This is a genomic window from Chitinophaga sp. 30R24 (assembly GCF_049056765.1).
Taxonomy (GTDB): Bacteria; Bacteroidota; Bacteroidia; order Chitinophagales; family Chitinophagaceae; genus Chitinophaga.
Window position 1 is genome coordinate 25,596 of record NZ_JBJGXX010000016.1, and the last position, 22,729, is coordinate 48,324.

Consider the following 22,729-nt stretch of genomic DNA (forward strand, 5'->3'; position numbering starts at 1 on the left):
TAAATAAGTTAAAGTCCAACAACCAGGTTAAATCCAACTGTTCTGGTAGACGGGAACTGCCCGATCTCAAATCCTTTTGCAATGTCTGCTCCGTCGAGGGTACCAAATTCCGGATCAAATGTTGGCCATTTGCTCCAGATATAAAGGTTACGGCCATATACGCCCAAGCTGGCACGTTGCAGCCCCAGTTTCTTGGTTAATTTAGGAGAAAGGGTGTAGTCCAGGCGAGCTTCTCTGAATTTGATGAAGTCGGTACCGAAAGTGCTTCCTTCTGCATTGTCCTGTCCGAAATGGGAGCGGTAGTATTCATCGATATCTTTGGCGATCACGTCGTTCTTCCTGTATTTTCCTTCTCCATCCATTACTACACCATTACCGATAATGCCATTATATCTTCCAGGCAGGGTATTGGTAGTTTTACCTTGTTCTGCCAGTTTATAGTGGGTCAGGGAATAGGCTACACCACCATGTTGTCCGTCGAACAACATGCCTAAGTGGAATTGTTTGAACTGGAAGTCGTTGTTCAGGCCCATTCTGAATTTAGGGGAAGTATTGCCCAGGTATTTAACGTTGTCGGTGATAAGGGCTACACCACTTTGTGCATCATATACTACTTGTCCGTCTGGAGAGCGTACATAACCTCTTCCATACAGGTCGCCCATGCTGCCGCCAACTTTGGCAACAATCTGTCCGCCGCCTACAGGGCCGGTTTGTAATACCAGTGAAGAGTCGCTTAAAGACTCAATTCTGTTTCTATTGGTAGAGAAAGTCAGGTTGGTATTCCATATAAATCCTTTTTTACTGGATATAGGGCTACCGTTTACTGCCAGTTCTATTCCTTTGTTGCTGATAACGCCTGCGTTAATAATAGCGTCTGCATACCCGGATGAACGGTCCAATTGACGGTGCAAGATCTGGTTCTTTGTTCTGCTGGTATATAAGGCCAGGTCAAATCCCAAACGGTTATTGAACATTTTCATATTAGCGCCTGCCTCGTAACTGATAGTCAATAATGAGCTCAGGTTAGGGTTGGTGAGCGTGTTCGGATTTTCCAAAGAGCCGTTCCATACAGGTCCAGGAAGAGGATAGCTATATGAGGTCATATAAGGATTGGTGCTTCCGCTACCTACACCGGAAATAGAAAATCTCAGTTTAGCGAAATTGATGTCCTTAGGCAATTTCATTACTTCTGATGGAATAAAGCTGAAGTTGGCAGAAGGGTAGAAGAATCCGGCATTACTGGTACGTTCCGGTGTAGCCAATACGCTGTTCCAGTCCTGGCGTGCGGTCAGGTCGGCAAAGAGGTAATTCTTATAGCTACCGGTAATCATGCCATAAAAGCTGTTGATATTAAACTGGCTCTTATAAGGTATCGTTAATAAAGGACCTGCAGAATTCACCAGTGTATATATACCTGGATAGATCAGGGAATCTGCACGGTTTTCATCTTTATTGTAATTGTTTTTCAGCATGCTTCCACCGCCGGTAACGGAAAGTTCAATATCCTTGTTGATCTTCTTGCTGTATTTCAGCAGGAAGTCGCTACTAGCTTCCATGGTATAGATATTCTGGGTACGGTAGCTTCCTTTAGGCAACTTGGCGCCGGCATCATATGGGCGTTTCTGTGCACGTTGATCATAGGCGAAGTCCAGGCTGGTTCTTACCTGCAGGCTTAACTCCTTGGTAATGTTGTAAGTGGCCTGCACGTTGCCGGTAACGCCATTGCGGTTGGTGCTATTCAGGAATTCATAGGAAACAGCATATGGGTTTTCTGGATAAGAACTGAATGGAAATTTAATCTGACGGCCTTCCTGTCCTTTGGTCCAGTAATTTCTTAACCAATTTGCATCTGCACTGGGCTGCCAGAAAATATACCAGTACATGATAGACTGGTTGCCATATCCGGAACCTGGTAAGTTATCGCTCCATTTGTTGGTATAATTTACTTTTGAAGAGATCTGCAGTTTGTCGTTAATTTTTGAATTAACAGACATAGATACCGTATTACGTTTATACCCGGTGTTAGGAATAATCCACTTATTCTGTACGTTAGTAATAGAGAAACGTGCAGTCGTTTTATCAGTTCCACCATCTACGCTTATCGTGTTGGTGGCAGTTTGACCACTCTGGAAGAAATCGCGGGTAGCGTTAGGGTAGGCTTGCCACGGTGTTTTGGTAGCTCCTTGCGCCTGTGTTACCGGATCGTATTGATAGAACATTTGTCCATTGAACTTAGGACCATAAGCAGAACTGGTACCGCTGGTGCTGGCCCCATCTGGAGAGGCGCCGTAAGAGTAATAAGCAGCACCGCCTAAGCCTTGTCCGTATTCATATTGAAGGGATGGCCAACGGTTAACCGACTCCATAGATTCGTTGGAGTTGAAGGTAACGCCCCATCCTTTTTTCTTTCTGGAACCAGATTTGGTAGTGATCAGGATAGCGCCGTTAGCACCCCGCTGGCCGTATAATGCGGCAGCGCCAGGGCCTTTCAGTACAGTTACTGATTCTATATCTTCCGGATTAATATCATTCATGCTGCTACCATAATCGGCAGGCATATTATCGCTGCCAGTACCATAGGCAGATTCTCCACTGATACCGGTACGGCGTCCGCTACCCTGGTTAATTACCACTCCGTCCACTACGATCAGCGATTCGTTGTCTGCTCCGTTCAGGTTATTCTCACCACGCAAAATAACCTTAATGGAACCGGTAGGACCAGCACCTGATCTTACCAGATTAAGGCCCGCCACTTTACCGGACAAGGCGTCTGTCCAGTTGCTGGAGATCGCATCTGTGAGCTGCTCTCCTTTTACAACGGTAGTGGCATAACCTAACGCTTTTTCTTCACGTTTGATACCGAGTGCAGTAACTACTACTTCATTCAGCCCTTTTTCATCAGGCGTCATTTGTATGTTCAGTACCTGTGTTTTTTCTACTTTGAACTCCTGGTTGGTATAGCCCAAAAAAGAAAATACCAATACAGTGCCTTTTGCAGGAACAGTAAAGGTATAATTACCATTAAAATCAGTAATGGCCCCTCTGGTAGCACCACTTTTAGGTTTGATGGTGACACCTGGTAATGGCTCACCTTTTTCATCAGTCACTTTTCCTCGAACTACAATGTCTTCCTCCGGATTGACCAGTCTTTTTAGACCATGGTCTGTGTTTCGGTAATTAATGGCATGGTTTAACTCGGACCTGTCATTTGCATAGCTATAAGCACACAAATGCAAGCCGGCGATAAACATGATAAAATGTTTCATCAGCAGAATGTTTGTTTAAAAGAGTTATTCGTTGTGACAGCTAGAGTCAGATCATGGTTACTGTTTCCGTATTCTGTATGTCGTATTTTTCGGCCGCTAAAGTACTAATGTAATGTTAATAAGGTGTTAAGGTCGTGTTAAGTTTAATATAATGTGTTTAGCATGTAGCCGTACAAGTGATTGTTTACTAACATGAATGGCTAAACGATCAAAGTGGCTACCGTTATTTGTATGGTATATCATACAATAATATGGTATGGGTGATCGTTGCCGGGCTAAAATTGGCATATTCAGACATAATATATAAGAAGCGATGTTAGTCATAAAGGATAGTGGGAATATAACGGTAGCAGGTAGTAGTAAAGTGGATACGTATCACGGTAATGGCTCAACGACACATTAAATTGCTGTTATCTTTCCATAGAAGCTTTAACAGCAGCGGCCCAATATGTAGTTTAGAGAAAGAAATGCATGGCTAATTACATCATAAATGATATCCAGCGCTAATTATTCGCAAGAGAGTGACCAGGATCTGTGGGCGCGGCTTTGCGAAGGAGACCGGGAAGCCTTTGGTGAGTTGTACCGGTACTACTTTCCACTGCTGTTCAGATATTGTATCCGGTTTACAGCAGACCGTGGGCTGGTAACAGATATGTTACAGGATTTCTTTTCTCAGTTATTTCTTCAGCGCTCCGGACTTTCACAACCTGTTAGTGTAAAGAGTTATCTGATGGTAGCTGCCAGAAGGAAATTGTTCCGCTATATAGAAAAGGCGTCTAGGCTGCCGGTTAGCCTGGATGAGGGAATGGCAGTGGCCTTTGCCCTGGAATTGTCTCCTGAAAGTATATTAATTAAACGCCAACACGAAGAACAAACCCGCCAACTGTTACAACAGAAGTTAGACGCACTCACCCTCCGGCAAAAGGAAGCCATTTATCTCCGGTTTTATGAAAACCTTTCCTATGAAGAAATTGCAGACATCATGTTGCTCAAAGAAGTAAAGTATGCCCGTACACTTATTTACCGGGCACTCGATGCTTTAAAAGAGCTGCTGGCGCAGGATGAAGCGGCATTGTTATTCCGCTAGAAAAAAAATTAAAAATTTTGTCACTTTCCTGAGGGCATTCTATCATTTTTTGACTCTTCTTAATTACAAGGGATTATTTTATGGACTATGGTGAATTCGATGCAGCGGACCTGGCTGCGGATACCTCTTTTAGGGCATGGGTGCTACGGAAGGATATGGAGGCAACAGCTTTCTGGACCAACTGGTTAACAACCCATCCTGATAAAGGACAAGTAGTACAGGAAGCAAAAAATCTGGTGCTGGCGCTCCGTTTCCAAACCAATGAGGTGAGTGAATCGGAAATGGCAGCGGTTAAGTATCAGATAGACTTGCTATTGAATGAAGCCGAAGTAACAACAATGCATCGCCTCCCGCACAGGCGCTTGCGCTATGCCCTTGTAGCTGCCGCCGCCACAGTGTTATTATTGATAGGTGGATGGTATTACCTGGCCTCCTCTGCACCCGGCAAGATATTAGTGCAGACTGGCTTTGGGGAAACTAAAAGTCTGCGGTTGCCCGACGGCTCGCTGGTGCAACTCAACGCCAATTCTTCCGTTACCTATCCCCGTGTGTGGTCGAAAGAAAAGGTAAGAACTGTGGCCCTTACCGGTGAGGCTTACTTCAACGTGTCTAAGGCGCCTGCCGGGTTGCATCCCAAATTCCGTGTACAGATGCCCGGAGTCGCTATTGAAGTAAAGGGCACGGCCTTTAATGTATATAGTCGGCACCACCAGGTAAAAGTATTATTGGAAGAAGGGAAAATTGTAGTGAACGATAGTTTGCACATGCTACCCGGCGATATCATGTTCTTTGCTCCCGGTGTACATCGCCGCCTGCAGGCAGATCCATCACAGCTCACCGCCTGGAAGCAACACCGGTTAGTTTTCCGGGATGAGCCGCTTATCAGTATTGCACAGCAATTGGAGGATACCTACGGCTATCATATTCAGTTTGGAAAGAAGCGCATGGAGAACCTGCTGTTTACAGGTGCGGGTCCTGCCGATGATCCGGCGCTGCTGTTGTCCGCTATTGCAACGGTACACCAGCTAACCATGAAACAAAAGCATTCACTCATCATTTTTGAATAAGGTTTTTTAAATTTTACAGTTATGCAAGTGAGCTTTACGAAGCTTTCCGCTCTATGGAGAGCGGTGCTACTGCTATTGCTATTGCCGGCCACTTATACTTCGGCGCAGCAGATGATGGTACGGGGCGGAAACGCTTCACGGGACGCTGGAACTACTTCGCTCCAGCAAATATTAACCAACCTGGAAACCAGGTTTAACGTTAGTTTCAATTACTCTCCTTCACAGATTGCCGGTAAATCGGCGTCCGACCGTTTTGCCCGTCTTACAGATGACGCAGTGTTGGAAACCACTTTGCCGAAGCTATTGAGCCCATTGGGCCTGCAGGCTGTGAAGTTGAGTGAACATGATTACGCTATCCGCACAGCGGAAGTAGCTGCTGGAAAAATAGTGGAACTGCAAGTACGCGGTACCGTTGTTGATGATAACAATACGCCTTTACCAGGCATCAGCGTAAATGAAAAAGGTACATCCAACGGTACTGCTACCGACAAGGAGGGCCACTTCTCTATTAAAGTAGCCAGCAGCCAATCGGTATTGGTGTTTCGTGCTGTAGGTTATCAAACCGGGGAACAGAAAGCCGGCAACGGTCAATTGCTGGTGAAATTGACGCCCGATGTGCGTAGCCTCGATGGCGTGGTGGTAACCGCCCTGGGTATCAAACGTCAGGAGAAAGCCCTGGGTTATTCCATCGCCACCCTCAAAGCAGAACAGATCAGTACAGTGAAAGAGGTGAGCGTGGTAAGCTCCTTGTCCGGCAAGGTAACAGGCGTAAATGTACGGAGCGCCAGTTCAGATCCGGGTGGCACTACGCTGGTAACCATCCGTGGGCAAAGCGGGCTTACCGGCTATAATCAACCGCTGTATGTAGTAGACGGTGTGCCCATCGCTTCCGGTATACGCAATCCCCGCCAGCCGGTAGGGCAGGCGGTAGTAGATTATGGTAATACCATTTCCGATATTAACCCGGATGATGTTGCCAGCATAACGGTGCTGAAAGGCGCCAGTGCTTCTGCTTTGTATGGCTCCCGCGCTATCAATGGCGTGATCCTCATCACCACCAAGTCTGGCTCAGGCGCTAAAAAAGGACTCGGCGTAACTGTCAACTCCAGCGCTATGTTCGACCAACCCTGGTTGTTCCCTAAGTTTCAGAATGAATTCGGCGCCGGTGACCGCGAAGGCTCCGATGAAACCATTTCCGAAGCTTCCTGGGGCCCCCGGCTCGATAATGGTACCAAACATGTGCAGTGGGACAGTCCTCTCGATGCTAATGGTAATCCTATAGCTACTGATTGGCAATCTTATCCTAACCGTATCAAAGATTTCTTCAAAACAGGCAGTACTCTTACCAATAATATAGCTGTTACGGGTAGTAATAACGAAGGAAATTTCCGCCTTTCATATACTAACCTTAGCAATGAAGGCATTATTCCGAATACAGACCTGAAAAGGAATACTATTAACCTGGGCGCCGGATATAATTTAAGTCCTAAGGTAAAAATCAGTACTAATATCGGATATGCTAAAAACCTCAGTAACAACCGGCCTACTTTTAACCGGGGTAGTGTTACCAGCATTGTATATACCACTACGCCGAATGTAGACATCCGGAAACTACGCAACTATTGGTTGCCCGGTAAAGAAAGACTGCAACAGTTTTCTCATGTGCCAGGTTCTTCAGACAATCCTTACCTGGTGGCTTACGAATTTATCAACGGCTATAGCAGGGATAGGATGACCGGTAACGTGGAACTGAATATTCAGCTTACCAAAGACCTTACCCTTATGGGCCGCTCCGGTATGGACCTTTACTCAGAGAACCGGGAAAGTAAACGGCCCTTTAGTGCAGTGCGTAATCCTACCGGCGCTTATGCAATTGAAACGGAGTTTTTCCGGGAACAGAATACCGACTTTCTGTTGAGCTACAAAAAGAACCTGAATAAAGATTTCTTTATCTCCGTGTCTGGTGGTGCTAACCGGATGAACCAGACTTTGCAGAATACTGGTCAAAGTACGGAAAGCCTGGTAATGCCTAATTTGTATACCATCAATAACGCTAAGGCAGGTACGGTAAAGAATAATTCTACCAGTCAGGCCAAACGTATCAATAGTGTGTATGGAATGGGGCAGGTAAGCTATCGTAATTATGCTTTCCTTGATCTCACCGCACGTAACGATTGGTCCAGTACTTTACCGGAAACCAATAATTCTTATTTCTATCCTTCCGCCTCACTCAGCTTTATCATCACAGATATGCTGGGTATTACTTCCGGCCCACTTTCCTTTGCAAAGATACGCGCCAATTGGGCGCAGGTAGGAGGAGATACTGACCCTTACCAATTGTATAATACTTTTGCTTTCGGCGACGACTGGGGCACAGTGAAACAGGCTACTATCAGCAATACGCTGAAAAATAACCACCTGAAACCACTGATTGCTACTTCTCACGAACTCGGAGCAGATCTACGCTTCCTGAAAGGAAGGTTGGGACTGGATGTTACTTACTATAATACGGTAAACCGCAACCAGATTATCCCTATTCCTACTACTATGGCTTCGGGTTACAATATGATGATCACTAACGCCGGTAAAATTCAGAACAAAGGTGTGGAGATCAGCCTGAATGGTACACCCGTAGCCGGTCCGCTTCGTTGGGACGCGCAGGTGAACTTTACCCGCAATCGCAATAAGGTGCTGAAATTGATCGATGGTATCAACAGTTACCTGGTAGGTAGTGCTGAGGGTATTCGTTTCCAGGTAAGCGAAGGTTCAGAAATGGGCGATATGTATGCGCAAACCTGGGCTACTGTGCCAGATGGAGAACATAAAGGCGCGCCATTGCTGGCCAGTGATGGCAGCTATCAGAAGCTCAATGATTACGTTAAAATCGGTAACTACAACCCCGACTTTATGGTGGGCTTCTCCAATACGATTACGTATAAAAACTTTGCACTGAATTTCCTCATCGACTGGCGCCAGGGCGGAAAATTTTTCTCCTATGTGGCAAAAAACCTGTTGAGCGATGGCCGTACCGAAACCACGATACAGGGTCGTGATGCCAAAACAGGCGGTTTGCCTTGGGTAGATGCCTCCGGTAATAAACGTAACGACGGTATGATCCTCGATGGCTATATCGAAGTAAGTCCAGGTAATTATAAGAAGAATGATATCGTTACCGATCCGGAAAATTATTATGGGGAATATTACTGGAGCTTTAACGGCCGCTCTACTTTTGATGCCAGCTATGTGAAATTGAGGGAGGCCGCTTTAACCTATACTTTCCCTAAGAAAACGTTGGGTAAACTACCACTGGGTAATTTATCGGTATCCCTGATTGCCCGTAACCTCTTTACCTGGACCGCCGCAGAGCAGGGATATGATCCGGAAACCGCTATGACCATTGCCAATGGTAGTATTTCGCCTGGGGTGGCCAGCTGGGGACTGCCTTATACCCGCTCCTACGGCTGTAAGATTGGATTCAATTTCTAAACCAATAATTATTACGGTGATGCAACGCATACCTATCAGATATATCATATTACTGTTCGGCGTGGCACTGGCTTCCTGTAAAAAAGGGCTGGTAGACATTAATAAAAACCCGAACGAATCAGAGAACATCAATCCGGAATTCCTCCTGTCTACAGCTGTGATCAGCACAGCTTATGATTACCAGCGCGACGCTTATTGGGATAAACCGGCATCCGCAGGACGCTACATTACCCTAGTCCGTAATGAGGGTAACGACAAGTTTGATTGGGGCCCTGTTAGCTGGGATGGTATCTATGCTAAGCTTTCTGTGAACCACGAAATGATGGATATGGCGCAACAGCAGCATGTGCCGCAATATGTTGCAGTTGGCAAAATTCTGGAAGCGTTCAACTTTGCTTATCTCTCAGACCTGTATGGAGATATCCCTTACAGTGAAGCTTTATTGTTGAAAGGGCAGGCGGTCACCCATCCGAAGTACGACCGGCAGCAGGATGTTTATCCTGCTTTGTTGCAGTCGCTGAAAGATGCCAACGACCAGCTGGCAGTATTGCCCAATAAAATAGATGCGGATGCAGATGTTATGTATCATGGTGATGCCATGAAATGGCGCAAGCTCGCTAATTCCTTGCGCTTACGCATGTTGCTGCGTATTGCTAAAAATTATGCGCCAGCGTTTACCGAAATGCAGAATATCCTGAACGATCAGAAAGGGTATCCCATTTTTCAAAGCAATGCAGACAACGCCGAGGTAATATACCAGGGTAGCCTGGCCGGCAACAGTTGGCCTGGCGGCCCTCAGGCCAATTCCTTCTCGGAATTTGATAAGCGTAAACCTAGTAAGGAAATTGTGGATGCCCTGCTGCAACGTAATGATCCCCGCCTTCAGGTATGGATTGCTCCTGTAGATTCTGTGAACGGTGGTACCATAGATCAGCACTTGTATGTGGGCGTACCCAATGCCATCCCTGCACCATACGACTACAATGGGGGAGCTACACATATTTCCCGCCTTGCTGCCATCTTTAAAAGCAATACCAACCCTCTGGTAAAAGCTTCCTTACTCACTTATCCGGAAGTTTGCTTCATACTGGCGGAGTCAGTACAGGCAGGTAAGGTCACAGTAACGGGCAAAACAGCAGAAAGCCTGTATTACGAAGGGATAGACGCCAGTATGAAATATTATGGGGTAGATAAAGTGGCGAATGATGCTTATTACTACGACCAGGCTATGGTGAAATATAATGGAACGCTGGAGCAGTTGATCGGGCAGAAATGGATAGCCGGCTTCCTCAAAGGGGCAGAGGCCTGGTTCGATAACCGTCGTACCGGCTTCCCAAAATTTGTATTGGGTCCGCTGTCATCATCTCCGGCATTGCCTAAACGCTATATTTATCCGAGTGGAGAACGTGATACCAATGAAGATCAGTACCAAAAGGCTTTAGTGGTTTTCGGGGAAGATAAGCAAACTACGTTGATGTGGTATTTGAAGCAAGAATAGGAAACGCTTTGGTCAGCAGGCAGCAGAAAGCTGCCTGCTACTGCTAAATAATTATCCTACCCTATGATCAAGGGCCATCCGGAAAGCAGGATTAATAGCGCCGGATGTGCGCCTGGTCATTTATTCTCACGTGGTATGGCAGCCCCATTGCTGATTTTGAAAGTACGTTGATGAGCACGCCAATAATTAAAGGTCAAACAATAAAATAGCTGGCATGAAAAAATTTACCCACCTGTCGGTAGGCCTGTTATTGGCAGGCGCTGTAACTGCCTCACCCTGTTTGTCTGGTCTTCGTGGCGCTGTGCCCGATTTGCCATACACTCAGGCGGTTGCCGTAAAATTCAATGTCCCTGCCGGACTAAAAATGCAAAAGGTCATTATTGATTATAACGATAATGTGCAGGTACTTGCCACCGATGGCTTTTATCGCCTTTCTGGGAACGACCTGGTAAAAGACCTGCGCTTTCGGCCGTTGGCGCAAAAAATACCTGTGGATGTTACTACACAAGAGGGGAGTGGCCATTTGTATTATCTCTACGAAGATCAATGCCTGACCAACGGTTATGCTGGCGTTCCCTATGTGCACCTTCCAAAGGGTAGATATAATCGGTTGGCAGTAGATACTATAGGCCGTATACTGCTTGCAGGACCCCGGGGGCTCGCGATAGCCGGCAATGGCGTTGTAGAGGAGCTTCCGCCCATCTCCGAAGGGATACAAGCCATGGCTGCTTATGGCGGGGAATTTTTTATCCTGAGCAGCGAGGCGGTATATCGCCTGAACGGCCAGCGGCTGGTTCGCCTGCATGCCGTGAAAGAAGTGCACGACATGGCTTTCCGTGGTAATGACATTATACTTGGCGCTGTAAGTGGATACTATGCAGTAAACCGCCACACCGGCGATACCAGTATGCCTTTACAAACGAAACTACCGGTACAGGTTATACGAAAAATAATCGTGGCAGATCATCATATCTGGGCAGGAACTTTGCAAGGAGCCTTCATGCAAACAGACACAGGCACTTACCGCTATTTTGCCTCCCAGCGCTGGCTAGACCAAGACGTAGTGAAAAGCATGGCGGCAGACAGCTACGGTAACATATATATCTTAACGGCAACCGGTTTGAATAAGATCGCTTTCCCTCAACAAACCCTTGCGCAGAAAGCCGCCTATTTCGAGCGTAAGATACGCGAACGGCATATCCGTTATGGCTTTATCGCTAACCTGCATCTGAACCCGCCGGGGGATGTGCGCTCTGCAGCAATGGCCGATACCGATAACGATGGGCTTTGGAGTAGTTTTTATCTCGGTAGTCAGGCTTTCCGTTATGCCGTTACCCACGAAGCAGTGGCCAAACGCTATGCCTGGGAAGCGTTCGAAGCTTTCGAAAGGATTTTGTCGGTTAATCAGCTGAAAGGGTTCCCGGCCCGCACCTTTGAGCGTAAAGGATATAAAAACTCCGATCCGGAAAGATGGCGTAACTCCCCCGATACTGGTTGGGAATGGAAAGGCCATACCAGTAGCGACGAATTTGTTGCCTATATCTGGATTACTGCTGTACTGCATGAAATGGTGGCGGAAACACCCGAAGAAAAGCAACGGGTAGCTGCTTTTATCGATAAAATAATGACCCATATCCTGGATCATCATTATACACTGGTAGATATTGATAATAAACCTACACTTTGGGCCCGCTGGAACCCGGAGTACATCAACTGGTACCCGCCTACCATCGGCGACCGCAGGTTAGGCAGTACTACCATTATTGCTGGCCTGGAAATCGCTTATGCCCTCACTGGCAAACAACGCTATAAAACCGAAGCCGGTAAGTTGCTGTATCAATATGGTTACCTGGAAAATATCTGCATCGATTATCGCACCATTAGGCCTACTCCGGGCTATGTGCACGAAGGTATAGAAATGGGGGATGGGGATTGGAATCACTCTGATGATGAAATGGCTTTCCTGACCTATTGGGTATTGGACCGGTATGCTTTCACCGATTCTCTGCAACGGCAGTACAGGGATGCTATTCTTAACCACTGGGAAATAGAACGTCCGGAAAAAAATGCATTATGGAACCTGGTCACGTTGGCCGCAACAGGGCGCTATGATGCTTCGGATACTAACTGGTGGTTGCAAACTTTTCCTATGGACCTGGTGAATTGGAAGATCCAAAATTCCCACCGTAAGGATATTACCCTGCTGCCATCCAATTTCCGCCACCAAACCACCGTGGCCTTGTTGCCATTGGATGAGCTGCCGGTACATCGTCATAACGCTAATGCATATACGCTAGATAGCGACGGTAATGGCGATTCGGAGCTGGCAGGTGATGAATACCTATTGCCTTATTGGATGGCCCGCTACCTGAAAGTATTGGAATAGCGGTCTTTATTTTACCGATTAAGCATCTTTTAGGAAAAAATCGTTTGCCTGTTAACCTTTTTGCTTTTCGCGTTGTTATATTCTTACTTTTATCCCTTCCGAGACATTCTCAAAAGCATCATATCCGTGCTGCATTTAGTAAGATAAGACCCGTTTTAATGTAAAAATGGTTATGAAACATCTATTTCTACTATTGTTTGTTTGTACCTCCGGAGCAATTCTGGCACAAGTTGTCTATGATGATGGGACAACACTTCAATTAGTATTTGGAAAACTAATACAGAAGGTAGTAACGCAACAACGTACAAACTTCGATAGTAATAATATAGGTAAGGCTGGTAATGTTTTCTGGCCTTATACATTCCATCAACATTATTTCAAAAGGTTTGCAAACATTACAGGGGGGAGAAAAATAAGCTTTTTCCAACTGCAACTATATGCAATCTGCTCAGCTATACTGGATAATATACCCTTTATAGATGAATGGAAAAAGCCCCGTACAATCCGTACAGTTAGTACTTCAGTGAATGTGCATTGACCGGTACCTGCAAAGATATGCTAAAGAGAACAGGCAGAACCGGTCCGGAAAATCACTGATGATTATGTGGCTGTAGGAATCGTACAGGACTCTGGGCCGATATTCTGCCCCATTTTGGAAAACAATTAGTCTGATAATAATCATATACACATGGTATGGTAAGAGATTGATGAATATACACAGCCACCATCGTGATTTCATTCCTGTATGATTCCTGTTAAGAGTTTCCTAGCGTGGAATCTACAGGCGATGAAGATTGCGGGGTGTTCTCACCCTGCATTATTTTTTTTCACAAATCTATCAGCCTGGTCTACTTATGTTGGGTAGCCACATTGTTTAAAAATAGGTCTGTATGAAAACGAAAATTCCTGAGCCTGTTGTGTTTTATGGCCACTGTGTTGCCCCTATACATGCAAACAGGCTGTTTTCAGAACAATACCGCATTCATCAGGTTTTTATTTTATTGCTTCCAATTAGTTGTTTAAACGCAGTGAACTTAATGTATTGCTTCCGGTGGAAGCGTCTTTTTACAATAGTTGGCAAAACAATCCTATGTAACCGGCAGGAAGCTCTCTTCCTGCCCTTATTAAATTTAAATAAGACAGGGTCAGCCGGCTTATCAGGTATTTTTGGCATGAATTTGCAATGGGCTAAAAAGATAAAGTAGTATGAAAATTTTTTACGTCACTATCACATAAAATATATCATATGAAACAACTGCTTATCCTCGTAATCCCCTTACTGATCATGTCGGCTTGTGGTCCCACTTTAAAGGTCAGCTCGGATGTAGACAAACAGGCTAATTTTAATGCTTATCAAACTTTTGCATTGTATAACCCTGCTGGAGAACAAAGCCCGCTCAGTCAGCTGAACCGGAACCGGATTAACAATGCTATTGTTGCTGCCATGATTGCGAAGGGGTATACCCAGAGCCAGGATACCACTACTGCCGATCTGTTGGTAAATCCTGTTACCATTGCTAAACCAGGCCAGAACGTAACAGCTTACACCAACTATTATGGCTATGGTGGATTTTACCGGCCCTATTTCTGGGGCGGCGGTATGGGAATGGCTTCCAGTAATACCACTTTTACGGTAGATAAATATATTGACGGTTCCCTGATTATCGACGTGGTAGATAGGGTGAGACGGCAATTATTGTGGCAGGGAGTAGGTAATAGCCAGATTGATGGACCTGTAAAAGATCCGGATATCAAGATACCGGAAGCGGTGAATAAGATCATGGCCAGTCTTCCCAGAAGAATGTAAGGATAACGCTTAAACTAAAACAGGTGCTATATCTCCGGATATAGCACCTGTTTTAGTTTAACGAAGTGGCGTGGAAAGACCTTAAATAAAAGGCTGCATCTTAGACAAGACGCAGCCGTTCCTAAGCATAAACAAATTAGCAATCATCAATTCTTAGATATCATCGAGTATTTGGTAGAAAAAGACCTATTATTTAGAAAATAACGTTTTGCCGGATAGTGTCTATCAGTTATCTGCAGATAAGTTAATTACAGGTTGTGGTGAGTGACAAAAATAACGTGACAACAATTATTGTTATGCTTAAGAAACAGACCGGGTGAGGGCCGGGCCTATGGTACCATTGATTGTGTTATGCTAATCGACGGTGTTTTCGTTTATCAGTTTTTATATAAACATTCAAACAGCTTTTTTTGCAAAAGGTTTAATCGAAAATTATTTTTCTCTAACCAAATTATTTTTGTTCTGTAAAACTATTTTACAGTTCCTACTGTTTTTTAAAACACGCTCCTCGGCATAGCAACAAATCATCATCATCAAATCGCTTATAGCTACGGTTTACGTAGTGTCCTATCCGATACCTATTATGCGTATCTCTTTAGCATTATTCCCCTAAAAGGAAACTAATAACTGTATGATGATGATGACGAAAACCGCTTGCGCTTTTCAGGCATTGGTATCGCTGGCAGTAGCCAACGGCCATACGAGACTACACCCAGTTACCCCACTGGCAGGAAGCGCCCTGATATATCAGTCCCAACCTCAGGTTGTTCCCCATAATAAAATCACCCATCCGCCAGCCATGGTCAGCAGCGAACCAGGCCACGAATAGCCGTTTTTCCGCGGTTTCCCAGCACCCGCAGAGAGGTAGCAGCAAAGGCGGATCTCTAAATCAGCACACAACTATCTAACAATTAAATCTAAAACCACAATCAATGAGAAGAGTTTTCAGTTTATGGGTAATGCTGTGCATATCCACCAAACTCCTGGCGCAGCAGGATGTTACTGCAGATGATGACCCCGTAAGGGCCATGTTTGGTAAAGACAAAACAACGCTGATGAATGGCTACTTACAGATCTCCCTGATGGAGGAAAAATCCTTCCTAGACGTAATGTCAGAATATGAATCTGAAAAGGCGCCATTGCTGGCTGAGCGCCTGGCTTTACTGAGCATGTACAACCAAGAATATACATCTGTAGATGAAAAGAAAATGAATACACTCACTAAACAGCTCATCAGCAACGACCTTGAATTCAGCCGTTTGCAGATGCGCTATTTCCGCCGAATGAACAGGCTGTTGGGCGCTAACAGGGCTGCCCGGTTTTTCCAACTGGACAACTATTTTGAACAGGCATCACGGGTATATATACAGTATAAGCTCCCCTTTATCAGTGAACTGGAATCAGAGAAACGGGGGCAGATCCGAAATAAGACGGTTACTATGCGATAGTTATTCGTTCGGAAAAATGGTCATGATGCTAAAAATTATCTTATGAACCGGATCATCTTCCATTGCATTGTACTGTTGTTCGTTCCCTGGTGCTTGCATGCGCAGCCAGATCCTTTACCTTCCTGGCAGGAAGGGCCATTGAAGCAAACGATTGTGAGCTTTGTACAACATGTTACACAGAAGGGCGCCATTACTTATGTGCCACCGGAAGACCGTATTGCTACCTTCGATAACGATGGTACACTGTGGGCGGAGAGGCCGGTGGTACAGGAACTATTTGCCATGTACCGCATAGCGGAGATGATTAGGGAAAACCCTGTACTGAAAGAACAGCAGCCTTATAAAGCTGTAGTAAACCAAGACGAAAGCTACTTTACGAACGGAGGTGAGAAAAGCTTGGTGGAGTTGGTATTGCTTACCCACACCGGTATGACGCAGGAAGCATTTCATGCCACCGCCGTTCATTTTTTTGAAACCATAACCCACCCGGTGTTGAAAGTGCCTTTATCGAAAACGGTATATCAACCGCAGCTAGAATTGTTGACATATCTGCGTGCCAATGGATTTAAAACATTTATTTGCTCCGGAGGTACAGCAGAGCTGATTCGGGCGGTTTCCGATCAATATTATGGTATACCGGCCGAACAAGTGATTGGTACAGAGTTTCAGTACCAGTACGAGGATAGTACGGGGTTGAATGATATTGTGCGCTTGCCGGGATTGCGCACCCTCAACGATAAACAAACTAAGCCTGTGAATATCCTGTACCATATTGGGAAACGGCCTATATTGGCCTGTGGCAACGAGGGCGCCGCCGGCGATATATACATGTTACGCTATTCGCAGGGCAGCAATAAATATCCTTCGTTGCAACTCCTCGTGAACCACGACGACCCACAACGGGAATTTTATTATCAGGAAGCCAATAACCAGTCGCTTAATTGGGCGGGGCGTTACCATTGGAATGTGATCAGTATGAAAAATGATTGGAAGACCGTGTTTGTAAAATGATAGTTTTATGAAGCCATTAAATTGTTTACTGTCCGTTATAGGGCTCCTTTCCATTCCGGTGCGGCTTATGCAGGCTTGCTGTTGTGAAAGGTATTTGTCATTCATCCACCAATACTAATTATAAGGACTATTCCGATTAATCATTAAGGCCTATTATCCATTGTTGCTCCATCTGCCGGAAGATAAAAACCGATTGGTTTTTTATCTCCGGCAGTTTTGTAAATGCCTAACTATTTTATCTCTGTTGTTTCAGATGTACATTGTTTATTTTTCCTTGCGTGCCTGCCAGGAGATAGCAGGGTAAAAACCAACTTTATGTTGGTTCATTGCTTAACAAATTGTTTCATAACACCTGATTTATATGAAATAAAATAGTTTGAATTCAAACTAATAATTACGTAGATTTGTTTTCTCAACTTTTAGGTAAACACCATGGAACAACAGGCTTCGTTGGTAGAATATGGATCCCGGAGGATTATTATAACGATTACCGCAGTGGTATGCGCGCTGTTGGAAATTATTGATACAACTATTGTGAACGTTGCATTGCCGGATATGCGGGGCAGCTTGGGCGCTACATTGAATGAAGTAAGCTGGGTGATCACTGCTTACTCCCTGGCTAACGTGATTATTGTGCCCCTAACCAGTTGGTTATCGCAACAGTTTGGGCGGCGCAATTATTTTGCAGTGTCTGTCATATTATTTACTTGCTGTTCTTTTTTATGCGGTAATTCCAGCAGTATTTGGGAGCTGGTGATATTCCGGTTCCTGCAGGGATTAGGGGGCGGTGCTTTGTTGGTGACCTCCCAAACGATTATTACAGAAAGCTGGCCTACAGAAAAACGGGCAACGGCCCAGGCGATCTATACATTGGGCGTTATTGTAGGACCTACCTTAGGACCGCCCTTAGGGGGCTATATCATCGACAATTACAGCTGGCCTTATATTTTTTACATCAATATACCTATTGGTGTGATCGCCACGTTGCTTACCCTGCAATATGTGCGTAGCCCGCAGTATGAAAAGAAACGGGCTGTCAACCAGGTAGATTGGTTGGGTATCCTCCTGCTGGCAGTAGGGGTAGGCTCTATGCAGTTTGTATTGGAAAAAGGACAGGAAGAAGACTGGTATAGCAGTACACTGATCATTGTGCTCACGGTAACAGCCATACTGGGACTGTTTTTCTTTGTTTGGCGACAGTGGGTATATAAATACCCTGTAGTGGAACTGCGGGTATTGAGGAACGGGAATTTACGTATAGGGGTGATCCTTTCCTTTATCATGGGATTCGGCCTTTTTGGCTCTACGTTTGTAATTCCGCTGTACACACAATCGTTATTAGGGTGGACAGCCCAGCAATCGGGTATGTTGCAGCTGCCTAGCACCTTGTTTGTGGCGGTAATGATGCCGGTGGTGGCTATCCTGATCCAGCGGGGAGTTCCTCAGAAATACCTAATTGCCATTGGTATGTCGATCTTCTTTATCTACAGTTACCTTTCCTACAAAGTGATTACACCAGATACCGGTGCACAGGATTTCTTCTGGGTGCTGATCATCCGTGGATTTGGGTTGGGGTTGCTGTCTGTGCCAGTAAGCACAATGTCGTTGTCTACGCTTAAAGGGCAGGAGATCGGGCAAGGGGCCGCGTTTTCGGGGATGATGCGGCAGTTGGGCGGCGCTTTCGGTGTAGCGCTGATCTCTACTTTTGTAACCCGTCAAACAGATTTACACCGCAGCACATTGGTAGATCACCTGGATGTGAATAATCCTGATGTGCAAAACCGGATTGCCCAAATGGCGGCAAGTATGCGCAACAAGGGATTTGATATTATGGCGGCTCAACAGAAAGCTTATGCCATGATGGAGGGAAGTGTAATGAAACAGGCTACGGTATTGTCTTATATGGATGTATTTCTTTGGGTAGGCTTGATGTTCCTGGTTTGTGTGCCTTTTGTATTGATCATGGTAAAAACATCCAAACAAAAAGTTAGTATGGCTGAGGCGGCACATTAATAAATTGTAACATCATGATGAAAACGATAATTTTGTTTACATGACGACTACAATACAAAACACAGTTAGCCTGGCGCGTGACTTAACCCGTGCCATGAACGAAACGCGTAACTATCTTCGCCAGTACTTGCAGGTAAAGATCAAGGAACATGAGGTGGACATTACATTTGAGCTGCTGGAAATACTGGGGTATTTGTATTGGAAAGATGGTGCAAATCAACAGGAAATTGCGGATAGACTGATAAAGGATAAATCGAGCATGACCTATCTGATAGATGGTCTGGAAAAACGGGAAATGGTGGAGCGGATAGAAGATCCGAACGATCGCAGAAGTAAGTTGATCTATCTCACAGAAAAAGCAAAAGGCCTCGAGGAAATGCTCAGTCCCTGGATAACGGAAATATATGAAAAAGCAACTGAAGGCGTAAAAGCAAGTGATATTAAAAAAGCACTTCAATTAGTGCAAAAAATGAATGAAAATCTCAGGAAATAAATATGAAAACGCTACTGATACCTGTCGATTTTACTGCAACTTCTGATGAAACAGTAAAATTCGCTGCCGCCTGGTGCCAACAATACGCGTATAAAAGGGTCATTTTGCTGAAAACATTTTACAACAATGTATTCAGTGATATTGTCGTTTCTGCCGAATATGGCGCAGTACATCCCGACTTCATGAAGGAACAGCGGGAAGAGGCCCAACAACACCTGGAAATGCTGATGCAGCAGATCCATGCGGTAGACAGCCAGCTACAGGTTACTTTTGTAGTGAGCGAATCTCCTTTGTTAAGGGCGGTGATGGAGTTAGTGGAGGAGGCATCGCCTGATATGATCCTACTCGGCAGTGATCCTACTGGCGACAGCCTTATTTCCCGTCATATTATTGGCATTACCAAAATCAGTCCGGTAAGGGTAATGGTGGTGCCGGCAGGATATACCTACCAACCAGTAAAAGAAGCGTTGGTACCCATTGATTTTAAGGCCCTGGAAGCAGTAGATAAACTGAATAAAATAGAGTTGTCTCCCGTTTGGGAAGGTATTCGTTTAGTGGTGTTGAACATAGATGCGGAAGAACATTATAAACATCCGGATGAGCAGTTCAATATGCATGTGCATTACCTGCAAAGCTACCTGGAGCAGTTTAATTACGATATCTATTTCAAAAACGACACAGACGTTATCAATGGGATTATCGGTTTCACCAGGGAAAATAACGTACAATTGATCGTTGCATTGCCTGGTAAGCATAGTTTTCTGTATTTACTAACCCATAAAAGTATCTCAGAGGCGATTACCCGTGTTGCACATGTGCCGGTAATGGTTCTCAAGTAAGTGGTGTTGCCTGTTTTTTACTGGCTGAAAGTAGTGATATAATAATAAATACGAGCACTTCCCCAATCAGTATTGCCAAATAAGGGAGGGAGCTGGTGAGATATCTGCCGGTAAGCCAGAAATACAGTAATGCTGATACGCCACTTACCATCCCCAGGAGGGAAAGTCCCCATTTAAATTTTTCGAGCCATTGCCAGGCTTTGAGGCCTATTGGGGTAAACGCTTTTACCGATGGATGTAAACTATTGAGCAAGTAAATATTTTCGATAACGTCTAGTATCCAGGGAATAGCCTGCGCCCAGGCCAGCGCTACATAAAAAGTTTGTCCGCTGCAGTTTAGCTTTCCGGCTACATTCATACAAACCAGGAAATTGCTGCCATAGGCTGCAGGCATAAACAGGAAATCCACCCATAAATGTTTTCGTAATGCCCATAGCGTGCGTTGGCTTTCTGCTGGGTCTAACCGGTAAATATCTTTTACCATTTCTTTTATCTCTCCTTTAAATGCCGGGAATTCCAGATCTATGATGCTGAACCTGCGCAGCACGATGTGCATGGTATAAAATTGTTTGCTGAGCTGTCCCATGATAAACGTAGTGAGCAGCAAAACAGCTATGGCCAGGCAAAACCAGGACCAGGTAGTGGTGATATATATCATAATTCTGGGGGAATGTTTTTGATGGATTTCTGCCAATTAGTCCTTTCATTTTTATAGCTATCCCATTTGAATTGCATCAGGAATTGTTCCGCAGCCTCGGCGCCGAGCGCAAACATATCTATCTTATCGTTATTTGTCAGGAAGAAGTTGAGCCAATTAAACTGGTCGGATGATAAGTCTACTTTACCGATCCCTTTCCGGTATATTTCATTTTTGATCAGGAAATCCTTATCATAATAATTCCGGATGGTGTTGAACATGCGGCCCAGGTAGCCGGTAAGGGACCAGGCGAAGGGGTTTTGCTGTTGTTTGTCGGCAGGTTTGCTGTCGTCCAGATCAATGCCGAATGTAGGTATACGTGTAATGGTTACATTGGGATTATAGAAGATGCTGATCGGGAAATTAGAGAGTATACCTCCGTCTACAAACCGCGCTGAAGGGGCGGGTTTAATATCCGTGTCGTTGCCAAAGTGGTTTTCCCAGGCTGTTAGTATTGCAGGGTCTTTTACCGGAATATTATTGATCAGATAAGATTCAAAGAATACAGGAATAGACATAGAGGCCCTGACAAAGCCTGCCGGGTGTAAGCTGTCGACATGGGGGGTAAAGAGATCGGTCATCTCTGGAAATTGTATCTTGTTTTGGGTCACTAGTTCGGAGGCAATGAAGGCAACTTCGCCTTTCAGGTCGGTTAGTTTATAATCATTGTCTACCCGTAGTTTTAATGGAGGGCATTTCGCTGCTTGAGCTTTGAGCTGGCTAACCGTTTGCACGCCGTTAGTGTCCATAACAGTTTTGATCCAGTCATAGAAAGTATTGCCCGGGTTGATCCCAAAGCCGGAATTTTTGAGCCGCCGTAGCAGATTAATGACATAGGCGAGGCTTAACCCGCCTATCAGCGATACAAAGCCGCTGAGGATAAAGCAACCGCCTGCCCAGCCGGAATAGGCATGGAACTTTGTGCTAAGGCCCAGCAGCAGGATGTCGGCGATGGCCAGCAGCAAGCAAATGCCCAGGAAGCCTAGCAGCCAGTTCGTGGCTTTGGTTACAAAATCTTTTTTAGTGATGATCTTTTTGATGAGCCAGCGTGCTGCCGGATGCCCATCAACAAAAGAGAAGAAGTCTAGCGGGCAGAGTATTTTCAATACATCGTCTGTTTTTTTATCTTCTTTCTTCCCGATAACGGTTAGCAATGCGGTATTGATGGCCCCGGCGCTGGTGCCGGCCAATTTCAGGAATCGGATGCCCATTTCTTCCAATATATAGGTATAACCCACTAGTGCAATCCCTAATACACCACCACCTTTTTGTACCAGGTTCACAAATTGCAGCTGCCCTGTTTCATCCAGTACGTCGGATACTACAAGGGGATTCTTTTCAGGATCAAAATGTTGCTTTAATCGCTCCAGTACTTTCTGTACGCGGGGATCTTTTGTAAAATCGTCTGGGTGTAACGTTTGTTTAGGGGGCATATACTATCTATATAGGGATATAGGTCTAAATTAATCAATTTTTTTGATGTTGTATTCCTGGTATAACGTTTATATATATGTATTTTACTGGAGTATTACCGGGGGCAGATCATGCCGGTAATGAATAGGCGGCCCTTTTCTTGCCTAGATCATGCTGAATGATCCCCAATCCCCAGGAGAGTAATGTAATGTTAGGGA

Annotated in this window: 17 protein-coding genes; 14 read left to right on the top strand and 3 right to left on the bottom strand. The window is 45.1% G+C overall.

The window, feature by feature from the left end; genetic code table 11:
• Positions 1–8: 8 nt before the first annotated feature.
• Positions 9–3,266 carry a SusC/RagA family TonB-linked outer membrane protein gene (locus tag ACDQ55_RS20285; protein ID WP_420983468.1) on the bottom strand — a complete coding sequence of 1,086 codons (3,258 nt, stop codon included), beginning with the start codon at positions 3,264–3,266 and terminating at the stop codon, positions 9–11.
• Between the two features lie 490 nt (positions 3,267–3,756).
• Here ACDQ55_RS20285 and ACDQ55_RS20290 point away from each other — a divergent pair, with 490 nt between their 5' ends.
• From ACDQ55_RS20290 to ACDQ55_RS20355, 14 genes are all read left to right on the top strand, one after another.
• The gene (locus tag ACDQ55_RS20290) at positions 3,757–4,353 is read left to right on the top strand and encodes an RNA polymerase sigma factor (RefSeq protein ID WP_420983470.1); all 597 of its coding nucleotides are present in this window, start codon (positions 3,757–3,759) and stop codon (positions 4,351–4,353) included.
• Positions 4,354–4,433: 80 nt separating this feature from the next.
• Positions 4,434–5,420, top strand: a complete 987-nt coding sequence (locus ACDQ55_RS20295; RefSeq protein WP_420983472.1) for a FecR family protein — start codon at positions 4,434–4,436, stop codon at positions 5,418–5,420.
• A gap of 21 nt (positions 5,421–5,441) precedes the next feature.
• Positions 5,442–8,906, top strand: coding sequence for a SusC/RagA family TonB-linked outer membrane protein (locus ACDQ55_RS20300; RefSeq protein ID WP_420983473.1), 3,465 nt, complete (start codon positions 5,442–5,444; stop codon positions 8,904–8,906).
• 19 nt (positions 8,907–8,925) lie between these two features.
• Positions 8,926–10,404, top strand: a complete 1,479-nt coding sequence (locus ACDQ55_RS20305) for a SusD/RagB family nutrient-binding outer membrane lipoprotein (protein ID WP_420983474.1) — start codon at positions 8,926–8,928, stop codon at positions 10,402–10,404.
• 214 nt (positions 10,405–10,618) lie between these two features.
• Entirely contained in the window at positions 10,619–12,790 is a 2,172-nt protein-coding gene (locus ACDQ55_RS20310) for a hypothetical protein (protein ID WP_420983475.1), read from the top strand.
• 172 nt (positions 12,791–12,962) lie between these two features.
• Entirely contained in the window at positions 12,963–13,328 is a 366-nt protein-coding gene (locus ACDQ55_RS20315; RefSeq protein ID WP_420983476.1) for a hypothetical protein, read from the top strand.
• A gap of 352 nt (positions 13,329–13,680) precedes the next feature.
• A complete protein-coding gene (locus ACDQ55_RS20320) occupies positions 13,681–13,995 on the top strand; it encodes a hypothetical protein (RefSeq protein ID WP_420983477.1) in 315 nt (104 codons plus the stop codon).
• 41 nt (positions 13,996–14,036) lie between these two features.
• Entirely contained in the window at positions 14,037–14,597 is a 561-nt protein-coding gene (locus ACDQ55_RS20325) for a DUF4136 domain-containing protein (RefSeq protein ID WP_420983478.1), read from the top strand.
• Between the two features lie 631 nt (positions 14,598–15,228).
• On the top strand, positions 15,229–15,426 hold the full coding sequence (locus ACDQ55_RS20330; RefSeq protein ID WP_420983479.1) for a hypothetical protein: 198 nt from the start codon (positions 15,229–15,231) through the stop codon (positions 15,424–15,426).
• Positions 15,427–15,529: 103 nt separating this feature from the next.
• Positions 15,530–16,045 (top strand): hypothetical protein, encoded by a 516-nt coding sequence (locus ACDQ55_RS20335; protein ID WP_420983480.1) that lies wholly within the window; start codon positions 15,530–15,532, stop codon positions 16,043–16,045.
• 42 nt (positions 16,046–16,087) lie between these two features.
• Positions 16,088–17,056, top strand: coding sequence for an HAD family hydrolase (locus ACDQ55_RS20340; RefSeq protein ID WP_420983481.1), 969 nt, complete (start codon positions 16,088–16,090; stop codon positions 17,054–17,056).
• Positions 17,057–17,488: 432 nt separating this feature from the next.
• Positions 17,489–19,069: a DHA2 family efflux MFS transporter permease subunit gene (locus ACDQ55_RS20345; protein ID WP_420983482.1), complete on the top strand. Its 1,581-nt coding sequence runs from the start codon at positions 17,489–17,491 to the stop codon at positions 19,067–19,069.
• Between the two features lie 40 nt (positions 19,070–19,109).
• Positions 19,110–19,562, top strand: a complete 453-nt coding sequence (locus ACDQ55_RS20350) for a MarR family winged helix-turn-helix transcriptional regulator (protein ID WP_420983483.1) — start codon at positions 19,110–19,112, stop codon at positions 19,560–19,562.
• Between the two features lie 2 nt (positions 19,563–19,564).
• Positions 19,565–20,401, top strand: coding sequence for a universal stress protein (locus ACDQ55_RS20355; protein WP_420983484.1), 837 nt, complete (start codon positions 19,565–19,567; stop codon positions 20,399–20,401).
• On the opposite strand, the gene ACDQ55_RS20360 is transcribed toward ACDQ55_RS20355, so the two are convergent.
• Together ACDQ55_RS20360 and ACDQ55_RS20365 are read right to left on the bottom strand one after the other, a co-directional pair.
• Positions 20,394–21,059 carry a hypothetical protein gene (locus ACDQ55_RS20360; RefSeq protein WP_420983485.1) on the bottom strand — a complete coding sequence of 222 codons (666 nt, stop codon included), beginning with the start codon at positions 21,057–21,059 and terminating at the stop codon, positions 20,394–20,396. The two genes, ACDQ55_RS20355 and ACDQ55_RS20360, sit on opposite strands and share 8 nt — an antisense overlap.
• Positions 21,056–22,531: a patatin-like phospholipase family protein gene (locus ACDQ55_RS20365; RefSeq protein ID WP_420983486.1), complete on the bottom strand. Its 1,476-nt coding sequence runs from the start codon at positions 22,529–22,531 to the stop codon at positions 21,056–21,058. The genes ACDQ55_RS20360 and ACDQ55_RS20365 overlap by 4 nt, the downstream gene beginning before the upstream one ends.
• Positions 22,532–22,729: the final 198 nt, after the last annotated feature.